General features: G+C 43.7%; 12 protein-coding genes. 6 read left to right on the top strand and 6 right to left on the bottom strand.

Annotated elements, in window-relative coordinates:
* The first annotated feature begins 125 nt into the window (after positions 1-125).
* The 5 genes from A5877_RS15825 (at position 126) to A5877_RS15805 (ending at position 6,195) form a co-directional block, all read left to right on the top strand.
* Positions 126-1,106, top strand: a complete 981-nt coding sequence (locus A5877_RS15825; RefSeq protein ID WP_016621181.1) for a LacI family DNA-binding transcriptional regulator — start codon at positions 126-128, stop codon at positions 1,104-1,106.
* 70 nt (positions 1,107-1,176) lie between these two features.
* Positions 1,177-2,580 (top strand): tagaturonate reductase, encoded by a 1,404-nt coding sequence (locus A5877_RS15820; RefSeq protein ID WP_086317237.1) that lies wholly within the window; start codon positions 1,177-1,179, stop codon positions 2,578-2,580.
* A gap of 12 nt (positions 2,581-2,592) precedes the next feature.
* Positions 2,593-4,104, top strand: coding sequence for a UxaA family hydrolase (locus A5877_RS15815; RefSeq protein ID WP_086317235.1), 1,512 nt, complete (start codon positions 2,593-2,595; stop codon positions 4,102-4,104).
* Positions 4,105-4,124: 20 nt separating this feature from the next.
* Positions 4,125-5,549 (top strand): glucuronate isomerase, encoded by a 1,425-nt coding sequence (uxaC, locus tag A5877_RS15810; RefSeq protein WP_008381536.1) that lies wholly within the window; start codon positions 4,125-4,127, stop codon positions 5,547-5,549.
* Positions 5,524-6,195: a rhamnogalacturonan acetylesterase gene (locus A5877_RS15805; protein ID WP_008381539.1), complete on the top strand. Its 672-nt coding sequence runs from the start codon at positions 5,524-5,526 to the stop codon at positions 6,193-6,195. Before uxaC ends, A5877_RS15805 begins: the two co-directional genes overlap by 26 nt.
* Positions 6,196-6,453: 258 nt before the next feature.
* Here the strand turns inward: A5877_RS15805 and A5877_RS15800 are convergent, their stop codons facing one another.
* The 5 genes from A5877_RS15800 to A5877_RS15780 all read right to left on the bottom strand — a co-directional run bounded on the left by A5877_RS15800 (position 6,454) and on the right by A5877_RS15780 (position 10,648).
* A complete protein-coding gene (locus tag A5877_RS15800; protein WP_005229917.1) occupies positions 6,454-7,260 on the bottom strand; it encodes a gluconate 5-dehydrogenase in 807 nt (268 codons plus the stop codon).
* A gap of 22 nt (positions 7,261-7,282) precedes the next feature.
* Positions 7,283-8,125: a 5-dehydro-4-deoxy-D-glucuronate isomerase gene (gene kduI, locus A5877_RS15795; RefSeq protein WP_008381541.1), complete on the bottom strand. Its 843-nt coding sequence runs from the start codon at positions 8,123-8,125 to the stop codon at positions 7,283-7,285.
* A 12-nt stretch (positions 8,126-8,137) separates the two neighbouring features.
* Positions 8,138-9,136 (bottom strand): sugar kinase, encoded by a 999-nt coding sequence (locus tag A5877_RS15790; protein ID WP_008381542.1) that lies wholly within the window; start codon positions 9,134-9,136, stop codon positions 8,138-8,140.
* Position 9,137: 1 nt separating this feature from the next.
* Entirely contained in the window at positions 9,138-9,785 is a 648-nt protein-coding gene (locus A5877_RS15785; RefSeq protein ID WP_008381543.1) for a bifunctional 4-hydroxy-2-oxoglutarate aldolase/2-dehydro-3-deoxy-phosphogluconate aldolase, read from the bottom strand.
* 110 nt (positions 9,786-9,895) lie between these two features.
* Positions 9,896-10,648, bottom strand: coding sequence for an IclR family transcriptional regulator (locus tag A5877_RS15780; RefSeq protein ID WP_016613298.1), 753 nt, complete (start codon positions 10,646-10,648; stop codon positions 9,896-9,898).
* Between the two features lie 150 nt (positions 10,649-10,798).
* On the opposite strand from A5877_RS15780, the gene A5877_RS15775 reads away from it, so the two are divergent.
* A complete protein-coding gene (locus A5877_RS15775) occupies positions 10,799-11,539 on the top strand; it encodes a MurR/RpiR family transcriptional regulator (protein ID WP_008381545.1) in 741 nt (246 codons plus the stop codon).
* An 18-nt stretch (positions 11,540-11,557) separates the two neighbouring features.
* Here A5877_RS15775 and A5877_RS15770 read toward each other — a convergent pair whose 3' ends face one another.
* Positions 11,558-12,931 (bottom strand): gluconokinase, encoded by a 1,374-nt coding sequence (locus tag A5877_RS15770; protein WP_008381546.1) that lies wholly within the window; start codon positions 12,929-12,931, stop codon positions 11,558-11,560.
* Positions 12,932-13,015: the final 84 nt, after the last annotated feature.

The raw sequence follows: 13,015 nt of genomic DNA, 5'->3' as shown, positions 1-13,015 counted from the left end.
TAGCACATCCCAGAAAAAGTTCCTATGTTATTTTGAAAAATGTTTCACGTGTGCATCCTTGGTGTATTGACATTCTCGTGGGAACAAGCTATGCTTGAATCAAGCAAAAAGGAAGAAGGTTTTCTATGGTCACGATCAAAGATATCGCCAAAGTCGCTGGTGTTTCACATACAACTGTTTCTCGTGCGTTAAACGATAGCCCATTAATCAAGCCAGAAACAAAAAAGAAGATTGCAGCCATCGCTGAATCTTTACACTATGTGCCCAATGTCAATGCCAAAAGTCTGGTGAATCAAAAATCCTATATCATTGGACTTTATTTTTCTCATCTATCCATTGGTACTTCCGATAGCTTTTTAGTCGAAGTGATCAAAGGAATCAGTGATACCCTACCATCCGAATATACTTTGGCGGTTCATGAATTATTGCAATCCGATACATTTGATGAAGAGCCGAATCGCCTCGATGGAGCGATCGTGATGAGTCAAAGTGATCGTGATGACGGCTTTATCGCTGCTCTTTCAAAGAAAAACATTCCCATCGTCGTTTTGAATCGTCAATTGCAGGATGCAACCTTGATGAATGTCACTAGTAATGATGCCCAAGGGGTCTATCAAATGATCACCTATGTGCTTGAACAAGGCTTTCGAAAGATCGCCATGATCGAAGGGATCGCTTCCTTTGGTTCCGCTAGAGAGCGTCGCAAAGGATTTATGAAAGCGATTCAAGAAAAGCAGCTTGTCTGCCCGAAAGAATACTTCGTTGCTGGCGACTTCTCTTTGGAAAGTGGTCAGCTGGGTGCCCAGCAACTACTCGCTTTACCTGAACCACCTGAAGTGATTTTTTGCGCCAATGATGATATGGCGATCGGTGCGATCAATGCCTGTCATCAAGCAGGACGAAAGATCCCAGAGGAGATCGGTATCATCGGTTTTGATGATAGTTCTTTTTCTCCCTATACGTATCCCCCATTAACAACGATCCGCAAACCAGTCTATGAAATGAGTCAATTGGCAGCAACTCTGCTGTTGCAAGCATTTGCCAATCAAGTAGTTGAGAAACAACATTTCTTTGATACCTCGTTAATCATTCGTCAATCGCTGTAAGCCTCTTGTTTTCAAGAGCGCTTATGCAAAAATGTTAACGTGTGCATAACTATTTTTTAAGGAGGATTCTATGAAAAAAATTACCGAACAACCCCATCAAACCTATCCAGCCCGAGTGATTCAATTCGGGGAAGGCAATTTTATGCGGGGCTTTTTTAACTGGCAGCTGCAGCAAATGAACAAACAAGGGCTTTTTAATGGCAGTGCCGTTGTGGTACAGCCGATTGATCACGGCTTGAAAGAGCTGTTGGCACAACAAGAAAATCTCTACACCGTTATCTTAGAAGGACTTGTCGATGGCGCTCCTTCTCAAACATTTGAAGTCGTCTCCACCATTGATCAAGTGCTGAATCCTTATCAGCAATGGGAAGACTATCTTGCTTTAGCCGAAGATGAGCAACTCGAGATCATCGTTTCTAATACGACGGAAGCAGGTATAGCGTTTCACCCAGAGGATACCTTACACGATACCCCTCCCCACAGTTTCCCTGCAAAACTGACCGCTCTTTTGTATCGTCGTTTTCAACGACAAAAACCGGGATTTTTGATCATTCCTTGTGAATTAATCGATCGGAATGGTGAAAAACTAAAAGAGATCGTCTTACAATATGCCGCATTATGGTCTTTGGAGTCAGACTTCGTCAACTGGTTAGAAAAAGAAAACACCTTCTGCTGCAGCTTAGTCGATCGGATCGTTCCAGGATATCCTCGCGATAAAGTGGCACAATACCAAGAGATTCTTGGCTATGAGGATGCCGTAATGGTCACTGCGGAACCCTTTATGCTCTGGGTGATCGAAGGAAGCGGCGTAGCCGAAAAGCTTCCCTTGCAAGAAGCTGGGTTGAATGTGATCGTGACAGAAGATATGACCCCCTATCGTGAACAAAAAGTACATTTATTAAATGGTCCTCATACGGCGATAGTTCCACTCGGTCTTTTAGCTGGTTTAGAAACCGTTGAAGAAGTAATGAACGACCGTGATTTTGCAGCCTTTTTGGATGGTCTTTTTCTGGAAGAGTTGATTCCAATGCTTGATTTGCCTAAAGCGCAGCTTGCAGCTTATGCGGAACAAATCAAAGAGCGCTTCAGAAATCCTTATGTGAAGCATCAGCTGCAATCGATCGCTTTAAACAGCGTCTCAAAATTCCGTGCGCGTCTTCAACCAGTCTTAACTCGTTATGTCCAACAAAACCAGCAGTTACCAAAACGAATCACTGCCGCACTGGCAGGGTTGCTGACTTTCTATCTCACTCGACCTTTTCAAGATGATGACCTAGTGACAACCATATTTCAGCAAGTGAAACAATTACCAGCAGAAGAACAGATCGCCACTCTATTAAAAAAAGAGCAACTCTGGCATGCAGACCTGAGCTTTATGACAGCGACAATCAATGAAATGTGCGCATATCTAAAACAAGACGGACCCCGCCAGTTACTTGCGTCGATTGACACCCCTGAGCCAAGTTTGAAATAAAGGAGAATCTTTATGTCCAGCATATTAACAGAAACACCCGCGCAACTATTGAAATTGCACCCTAATGATAATGTCGCAGTCGCATTAAAACCACTAGCTGCTAAAACGACCCTTTCATTTGAAGACCAAACGATCACCCTTTTTGAGGATATTCCACAAGGACACAAAATCGCCCTCAAAGATCTAGCACAATCACAAGACGTGATCAAATATGGCTATCCCATTGGACATCTCTTAGCTGACGTGAAAACTGGCCAATGGTTGCATACCCACAATGTCAAAACCAACCTTTCTGGTACCTTAGCATACACCTATGCCCCCGATTTGCATCCCGTCCGTTATCCAAAAAGGGCTGCGACGTTCCAAGGGTACCGTCGAGCAAACGGCAAAGTTGGAATTCGTAATGATTTACTGATCGTGCCAACAGTTGGTTGTATCAATGGTATCGCTGAGATCATTGTTGAAAACTTCAAGAAGAATCATCCAGATCTTGGCACCTTTGATCATATTACGATCCTTAAACATCCCTACGGCTGCTCCCAGTTAGGCCAAGATCATCAAAACACCCGTCAAATTTTAATTGATGCGGTGCATCATCCAAATGCCGGTGGCGTCTTGGTCTTTGGCTTAGGTTGTGAGAACAACACCGTTCCCGAGTTTAAGAAAAACCTGGGTGACTACGATCCAAAGCGCGTCAAATTTATGGTGGCACAGGAAAGTGACGATGAAATTGCGGTCGGCGAAAGCTTATTAGAAGAATTACTGGAAGCAGCAAAAGAGGATCAACGAGAAGCCGTTCCCTTGAGTGAGCTAAAGATCGGGTTAAAATGTGGGGGTTCTGACGGGTTTTCTGGGATCACCGCCAACCCTTTGTTAGGGGCATTTTCTGACTTTTTAGTTTCTCAAGGTGGCAGCACGGTCTTGACGGAAGTACCCGAAATGTTTGGCGCTGAACAAGTCTTGATGGCGCGTGCACAAGATGAAGCAACCTTTGAAAAAATCCTCCATCTAATCAACGACTTTAAAGATTATTTTCTTGCTTACGGTGAACCAGTCTATGAAAATCCTTCTCCTGGCAATAAGGCAGGCGGTATCACTACGCTAGAAGATAAGTCATTAGGCTGTACCCAAAAATCTGGGACTTCCGCTGTGGTCGATGTCTTAAAATATGGGGAGAAACTCCGAAAGCCAGGCTTGAGCCTGCTGGAAGGTCCTGGAAACGACCTTGTTGCCGCTTCTGCACTGGCTTCTGCCGATTGCCAACTCGTCTTATTTACCACTGGTCGGGGCACGCCATTTGGTGCCTATGTGCCGACCATGAAAGTTGCCACGAATCAAGAGATTTATCATAAGAAACCCCACTGGATGGATTTCAACGCTGGTCGCTTGTTGGAAGAGCCGATGGAGGTCGTGCTGGAAGACTTTATTCAAGCGATCATCGATACTGCCAGTGGAAAACCGACTCGTAATGAAGCCAACAACGTTCGTGAGATCGCCATCTTTAAAAATGGTGTGACACTATAACCAAAGAAAAGAGGTTCGACATGTTTTTAAATGAAAACTATTTACTGCCAAATGAAATTGCTCAAACCCTTTACCATGAATATGCCAAAGATCTGCCGATCATTGATTACCACTGCCACTTAGACCCGAAAGAAATCTATGAGGATCGGCCCTTTAAAACTATCACCGAGGCATGGCTAAGTGGCGATCATTACAAGTGGCGATTGATGCGCGCTTGTGGCGTACCCGAAGAAGCGATTACGGGCAATGCCAGTGATTATGAAAAATTTTTGGCATGGTGTCAAACAGTGCCAAAATTGGTGGGAAATCCCCTTTACAGTTGGACCCATTTAGAGTTAAAGCGATTTTTTGCGATCGATCTTCCCGTTACTGAAGAAAATGCCGAAACTTTGTGGAGGCTATGCAACGAAAAATTGCAGCAAAAAGACTTTACCCGAAGAGCTTTGATTGCTCGCAGTAAAGTCGAGATCGTTTGCACCACAGATGATCCAGTCGATGATCTTCACTATCATCACCAATTAAGCCAAACAGAGCAACGTTTTCGGGTCTTGCCGACCTTTCGACCTGACAAAGCGTTACAAATCGACCATCCGAATTTTCTTACCTATGTTACCAAACTCGAAAAGAGTGTCGAAAACGCGATCACTACCTACGATGCTTTCTTGACAGCCTTGCGGGACCGTGTAAGCTATTTTCACCAGCATCACTGCCGCTTGTCTGACCATGCGCTGGATACTTTAGTGTATGCTACAGACGAACAGTTATCCCTTGAAGCAATTTTTGCCAAAGCATTAGCTGGAGAATCTTTGGAGGAAAAAGAAGTCTCGTTCTTCAAAACCAATGTTCTAGTTGAACTGATGCAGCTGTATCACGAACATGGTTGGACGATGCAACTGCATGTCCATGCGTACCGTAACTGCAACCAACGAATGTTTGAGCGCTTGGGACCAGATACTGGCTACGATGGCATCAATGATCAACCACTGACTCAAAACTTGCAGAAATTATTGAACGCTGCTGATGCGCAAGACCATTTGCCTCAAACGATTCTCTACTCCTTAAATCCCAATGACTATGATGCACTCGTCGCTTTGATGGGGTGCTTCCAGCAAGAAGGCAATAATAAATTGCAGTTAGGATCTGGTTGGTGGTATAACGACACCCGCGCAGGCATGCGTCACCAATTGACGAAATTCGCAGACGGCAGTGTGATCTTTAACTTTGTCGGCATGCTGACGGATTCAAGAAGCTTTCTGTCTTACACCCGTCATGAATATTTCCGACGCGTCTTTTGTGAATGGCTTGCTGAGATCGTTGTACGTGGTGAAGCACCTGCTGATCTTCGTCAGCTAAAACCATTAGTAGAAAATGTCTGTTATCAAAACGCCAAAAACTACTTCAAATTTCAGGAGAAAGACAATGGAAAAAATCGTCATCGTCGGTGATTCCACCGCATCGATCAAAGAGCCTAGCGCTCGTCCAGAAACGGGCTGGGGAGAAAAAATCTCACGGTATCTACCCCAGCATCAAATCGTCAACTTGGCAAAAAATGGGCGTTCCTCCAAGAGCTTCATTGAAGAAGGACGCTTGTTGCAGGCAGAAAAAGAACTACATGCTGGTGATTATCTCTTGATTCAATTTGGACACAATGATCAAAAAACAGATAGTCGCGGCACGACACCTGTTGAATATCAGCATAATTTAGCAACCTACGTGCAAACGGCACGCCAGCAGCAAGCGACACCGATCCTATTGACCTCGATCACTCGTTTGCATTACGTGGACCAACAACAACTTGATCCTTTGGCAGTCGGTCCTTACCCAGAAGCAATGCGTGCTTTGGCTACCTCCTTGGATGTGGTCTGTCTGGATCTTTTTGCCGCAACACAACGGTTCTTTTCAGCGCTGGAACCACAACAGGCGAAAACCTATTTTCTTCATTTAGAAAAAAATCAGCACCCCAATTATCCAGCCGGCATTACGGATAACACGCATTTAAATGACCAGGGTGCTACAGCCGTTGCCAAATTAGTTGCAGAATGTTTGAAAAATTCTCCATTACCGCTTGCACAACAAGTTTTGTTAGATTGAAACTCATTGTTCGTGTTTAATCTTCCCCTAACATAAATACGCTACCTGATTTTAAAAAGAGCAACTCAAGCAAAACGCTGCGAAGAACATTTTCCTTCACAGCGTTTTGCTTTTCCTTCTTTTTAAAAGATTTGTTTGCAATTGCTTTGCTTCAACCCATTTATCGCCAAGCTACCTTTTAAAGCCCTGCATTTATTAGGTGTTGCACCATAAAAATGGGAACGATTGCAATCGTCCCCATCCTTACTACTGATTGTTTTATTCAGGTTGTTTCCCGATATACGCCAAGATACCGCCATCTACATATAAGACATGGCCATTGACAAAGTTTGATGCCTCAGAAGCTAAGAAAACAGTTGGTCCTGCTAAATCTTCTGGCTCACCCCAACGGGCAGCAGGTGTTTTCGCTACGATAAATTGATCAAAGGGGTGACGAGAACCGTCTGGTTGGATCTCTCGTAATGGTGCAGTTTGCGGTGTTGCAATATAACCAGGTCCGATCCCATTACATTGGATGTTTGCTGAACCAAATTCGGCACAAATGTTTTTCGTCAACATTTTCAAGCCGCCTTTAGCCGCTGCGTATCCAGCTACCGTTTCTCTTCCCAATTCACTCATCATTGAGCAAATGTTGATGATTTTTCCATGTCCTTTTTTGATCATTGACGGTAAGACTGCTTTTGAAACGATAAATGGAGCGTTCAAGTCCACGTCAACGACTTGGCGGAAGTCTTCAGCAGACATCTCCAACATCGGGATTCGTTTGATGATCCCAGCATTATTGACTAAGATATCGATCACGCCAACTTCTTCTTCAATCTGCTTGACCATTTCGTTGACTGCTTTTTCATCCGTTACATCGCAGACATAACCGTGGGCTTCGATCCCTGCTTCACGATAGTTTGCTAATCCTTTATCCACTGATTCTTGATCCAAGTTGTTAAAAACGATCGTTGCTCCTGCTGCTGCTAGTGACCGAGCGATCGTAAAACCGATCCCATAGACAGCGCCTGTCACTAATGCGATCTTACCATCTAAACGAAATTGATCCATTGAAAAATCCATAATTGATAAACCCTCTTTCTTTTTATTTTAAGTCGTCCATTGCCACCATATCCATGTCGGTATAGGTGATATTTTCGCCACACATTGCCCAGATAAAGGAGTAGTTACTTGTTCCAACACCCGAATGGATCGACCAGCTTGGAGAAATAACGGCTTGTTCTCCACTAACGACTAAATGCTTCGTTTCATCTGGTTTGCCCATCATATGGAACACTTTTGTGTCTTCGTTGGCAAAATCAAAATACACATATGCTTCCATCCGACGTTCATGGGTATGACTTGGCATCGTATTCCAAGCACTGCCTGGTTCTAAGATCGTATACCCCATTTGTAATTGACAGCTTTCGCAAACGTTTGGGTGAATATATTGATAAATTTTCCGTTCATTTAATGTCAAGCCTTCGCCAGTCTCCATTGGTGTGACTTGATCAATACTGATTTTTACATTTGGGTATTTCTTATGTGCTGGCACGCAAGATAGATAGAATTTCGCTGGATTTGCTGGATCATCTGAGTGGAACAAGACTTGTTTGGTTTCCTTGCCGATATAGTAGCCGTCTTGTTTTTTCATTGGTTCTTTTTGGCCATCGATCGTGATCGCACCAGGTCCTCCAATATTGATGACGCCTAATTCGCGACGTTCTAAGAAGTATTCCACCCCTAATTCGCTGCTTAATTGCACTTCTAACGCTTCTTCTGTCGGTGTCACTCCGCCAAAGATCATCCGATCATTGTGGGTATAGGTCAGCATGATTTGTCCTGGTGTGAAAATTTTTTCTACCAAAAATTCTCTGCGTAATTCCTCGGTACTATAGTGACGAATATCAAGTGGACTATGGGTATAGCGTGTTTCCATGTGTTGCATGTTTTATTCCTCCTATCGAATAATTTTTCCTGAACCTGTTGCAATAAATTCTTGTATCTCATTGGCGCTAAACTGATTACAGTCGCCATGGATCGTATGTTTCAAAGCAGATGCGGCTGTGGCAAAATCAACGATTTCTTGGTCTTGTTTCTTCGTGACAACACCATGTAGGATACCAGCTGAAAAGGCATCGCCGCCTCCGACGCGATCAACGATTGGATTGATCTCATGGGTAGCAGAAACGACATAATTGCCGTTATGCCATAGGCTTCCTGTCAATTGATTGTGACTTGCTGAGAGCACCTGACGACTAGTTGAATAAAAGAGCTGGATATTTGGGTATTTCCGATGCATTTCTTGATAATAGTAGTCATCTTCGACTTCCTCTGTTGGAGCTGATACATCCATAAAGACTTGGGCATCTAACTGTCCTGCCGAGCAATAATCGACATAGGGGAGCACTTCTTGCAAAAAGACGCGTGCTTCAGCGGTCGTCCACAGCTTTCCACGATAATTGATATCGAAACTGATTTTACAACCAGCTGCTTTCGCTTCTTTGATCAACGTCAGCAAAAGTGTCTTCCAAGTCGTTGAAAGAGCGGGCGTGATCCCTGAAAGGTGAACAATATCAACCCCATCAAAAAGGTCAGATTGCCACTCATTTTCTTTCATTTGAGCAAAGCTAGAGCCTGCGCGATCATAAACCACTCGCGCTGCTCGTTCCCCGATACCGGTTTCAATATAGTAAGTACCTAGTCGGGAACCGCCACGAAGCACGTGGCGACAATCGACGCCATAGCTTCGTAAATGATGAAAAACGGCATCTCCTAAAGCATTCTCAGGCACTTTACTAGCAAAAGAAACGCGATGACCAAAATTCGCTAAGGAGATCGCAACATTGGCTTCTCCACCGCCATAATGGGCAGCAAACATCGAACTATGGGCGATTCGTTCGCCTAACGTTGTCGATAGACGCAACATGATTTCTCCTAGTGTCAGAATGTTTGCCATCTTACTTTCCTCGAATCTCTTTTAATTTTGCCGCATATTGTTTCGCTACTTCTGTTACTTTGTCAAAATCCCCACTTGCTGCTGGCGCTAACAAATTCCCCCCTACACCAACGGCTACAACACCCGCTGCAAACCATTCTTGCATGTTGTCTAAGCTGACACCACCGGTCGGCATAATGTTTAATTGTGGCAATGGCGCTTTGAAGGCCGAGATGATACTTGGTCCATACGCACTACCCGGGAATAGTTTAATGATATCTGCGCCTGCTTTTAAGGCGTCCTTCATTTCTGAAATGGTCATGCAACCAGGCAGATACGGGATTTGATATAAATTACATAATTCAGCCGTTTCTTGATCAAAGGTTGGGCTGACGACATATTCTGCTCCTGCCATGATCGCTAAGCGGGCGGTCACTGCATCAAGAACGGTCCCCGCACCAACAACTACCTCTGGATTCTCTTTGAAGATTGCTACTAATTCAGCGATTACATCCGCCGCTTGAGGCACTGTAAAAGTCAACTCAATGCCGGTGATCCCCCCTGCAACGATCGCTTTACTTGCTTGTAGTGCTTCTTCTTTTGAAGCGCCACGTACAACAGCGATCACACCGCTTTCCTTTAGTTTCATTAAATTCGCTACTTTTTTCATTAAGACCCTCCACTTATTTCCTATTTGGAAAATGGTATTTATTATAAAGAAACTTACACGTTCATTATACCGTTCTCGTTTTTATTTGCAAGGGCTTTCCATTAAAAAGTTTACAACGCTTGCTCAATTTGTTGTTTTGTCGCAATAATCGCATCGATCAATGTCGTTTTGTATTTTGGGGTCAAGCGGTATTTCGGTAGGCTGATAGAAAACGCCCCAACGATCTCCTGATCTTTTGTCAGTGAGGCGCCGATGCAATAGATTTCTTGTTCCATTTCTTCATCATCAAAGGCTACTTGGTTCGCTTTTGCCTGTTCCAATTCTTTCTTCAACTTCAACTGATTTGTAATGGTATTTTCGGTATAAGCGGTTAAAGGCGTTGCTGCCAAGTACTCCTCTACTTGAGGGGCATCAAACTCCGCTAAAACGGCTTTCCCCATGGCAGAGCTATACAACGGTCTTGTGATTCCTACTTTTGAAGACATGCGGATCGTTTGATTCTGAGGCTCCAATTTATTGACATAAAGAATCTCATTGGCGGTCAAGACCCCTAAGTGGATCGTTTCATCCGCCGTTTTCTGCAATGCTTCCAAGTATGGCAAGCTGATTTCCACTAAATCAAGCTCTTGAATGTTTTGATTCGCATACTTGATCAGCTTAGACCCTAAGCGATAATTCTTCTCTTTGTCGCGTTTGACATAGCCGATCATTTGTAGCGTTTCCAATATTTTCAAAGCTGTGGATGGGGTCAGTTTCGTTGCTTCTGAAATTTCTTGCAATGGTTTACTTGGCGCTTCTGCGAGGTAATCTAAAATGGTTGCTGCTTTTAGTAGTACGGTTCCATATGGTTTTTGTGTCATCATTTCTCCACCTTTATTTTCTATATAAGAAATTATAATATCTTTTTAGGAAATGCACAATCTTTTTCCTCTATAAAAGCATGACGCGATTCCTATTTTACTTTCTGTCGTTATTCATTGTATGATGAAGGCAAGACAAAGGAGTGCCGAACAATGGACTTAAATGTATTGATCAAAGGAAAAAAATTGACTGACAATGAGCTGCAAATTCTTGATTATTTGCTTGCAAATACCGCTGCGATCGATGGACTGCCCTTAAGAGAAATCGCTAAAACGATCTACACTTCCCCAGCAACCATCGTGCGGCTTGCGCAAAAACTAGGTTTTTCTGGCTATCTAGAGCTGCTTTACTTCTTAAAGAATCGCTTGAAAAATCAGACGATCACTGAAGCCGCCATCGATTACCAAATTGACGCTGCCAGTATTGCAGATACGATCGAAGCGATCAAAGAAATCTATGGACAAAACAAGAACAAGTTTATTACGATTTATGCCACAGGTTTTTCGGGGATCGTGGCAGAATACCTCCACAAAAAAATGCTTGTCAACGGCATCAAAACCTTATTAGTCAGTGCTTCTGACTCAGGTGGGATCATTAGTAACAACATTGAGAACATCAGTATGTTGATCACCATTTCTAAATCTGGCGAAACACAAAAAGTGCTGGAAAAGATGGCATTAGCCAATGAACATCACATACCAACTGTTTTGTTTTGTGGTAACGGTGAGCATCGCGCCAATCAACTAGCGACCTTTTCCTTTGAAGTGACAGATGAACGTCCCTACGACACCCAAAACATCCAGTACACCAGTTTCTTTGGCAAACTGCTCTTATTGATGGAATATATCGTTGACGCTTTCACGTGTGTTGAAAAAGAAAACCAGCAACCCTAGTGGATTGCTGGTTTTTGCTTATGCATGAAAATACGTTTTTGCCAGTTCTTGATAAAGCGCGTGGTTCTGCAGATCAGGAACAAATTTTTCATCTGGCTGATCTTGCCGCACAACAGAGCTTTTGTACAAATCATACAAGCCGAATATCGGTTCATTTTCATCGGAAAGATAACAGGTTAGCCCCAACACATCCGCGGTCATTTGACCTAATAGTTTTGTTTGAAAGAAACCACCACTTACAGTGACTGCCCCTTCCAACTGCGCCATTTGCTTTAATAAATCGATGTTCATCAGCATGCCTTCGAGGACTGCCCGTAACATATCTGAGCGATTGTGTTTCAGGGTCAAGCCAGAAAAGCCACCTGTGATTTCATTCGTCCAAAAGGGTGCCCGCTCGCCATTTAAATAGGGGAAAAAACGTAAACCGTTGCTGCCGATCGGTGATTCCTCCATGACTTGCGGCAGATAATGATAAAACCCATCAGGATCTTCTGATAAGGTCTCTTTTGCCCAAGCAAGCACACAACCGCCATTATTCGAAGGTGCCCCTACGACATAGAGGTCTTCTTGCAGATAGTAGCAAAAATTTTGTTTTTGGCGATCAAAGACCGTGGTCTCACTTACTTTACGAACCGCCGCACTGGTTCCGATCGTCAAGCTGTTGCGGATCCCTGTAGAAATATAGCCAGCATATGCTGCCAAACACCCATCGCTAGCCCCACACATCACTTCTACCTCAGGCTTCAAGCCACACCGCTGCGCCATCTCCTTGGTAATCAAAAAACGATCAGTCGGTGCACATAAAGGCGCTAATTGGGCTTTTGAAAGGGATAAATAGTTGAGAATCTTTTGACTCCATTGCTTTTCTTTCAAAGAAAAAAGACCGGTCGCTGATGCGGTACTATAATCGATCCGTGCTTGTCCGGTAAACAACGCCATTGCTAGTTCTTTTAAGCCTAACCATTTCGTCTCTTTGGAATATGAACCACTTGTTTGAAAATAAGCCAGTTTCGCAAAGGGAGACATCGCATGGATTGGTGTCCCTGTCTCTTCATAAAACGTTGCCGCCAGATCCGTTTGACGAAAGGCCGTCATCGTTTGATTCGCTTGATTGTCTGACCAAATGTAAATCTCTTCTGCTGTCTCACCAGCCACTGGCATCAAACTGTGCATGGCGGTACTGAACCCGATCACTGTGATTGCCGCTTTTAATTGAGCGGGAATCGTTGTGACACCACTGATTAATTGGCTACTGATCTGGGTCGCTGATTGGGTCTGTTTTAACCCGTGGCTATGGGTTTTGATTGGTAATGACTGTGAGTAAATGATTTTCCGATCTTCAATGACCCCAAATTTTATGGCTGTTGTGCCGATATCAATCCCTAAAAACATCGCATTGCTCCCTCTCATCTGATTCAATTAGCTTTATTCTACCATAGTTAGTGGCATATTCTAGCATACCTGTCTGATCGTTTT

Source organism: Enterococcus sp. 3C7_DIV0644 (assembly GCF_002141235.1).
In the GTDB taxonomy this organism is placed as follows: domain Bacteria; phylum Bacillota; class Bacilli; order Lactobacillales; family Enterococcaceae; genus Enterococcus_D; species Enterococcus_D entomosocium.
The sequence above is the reverse complement of the archived record's forward strand: the minus strand, read 5'-3'. Positions and strand labels throughout refer to the sequence as shown.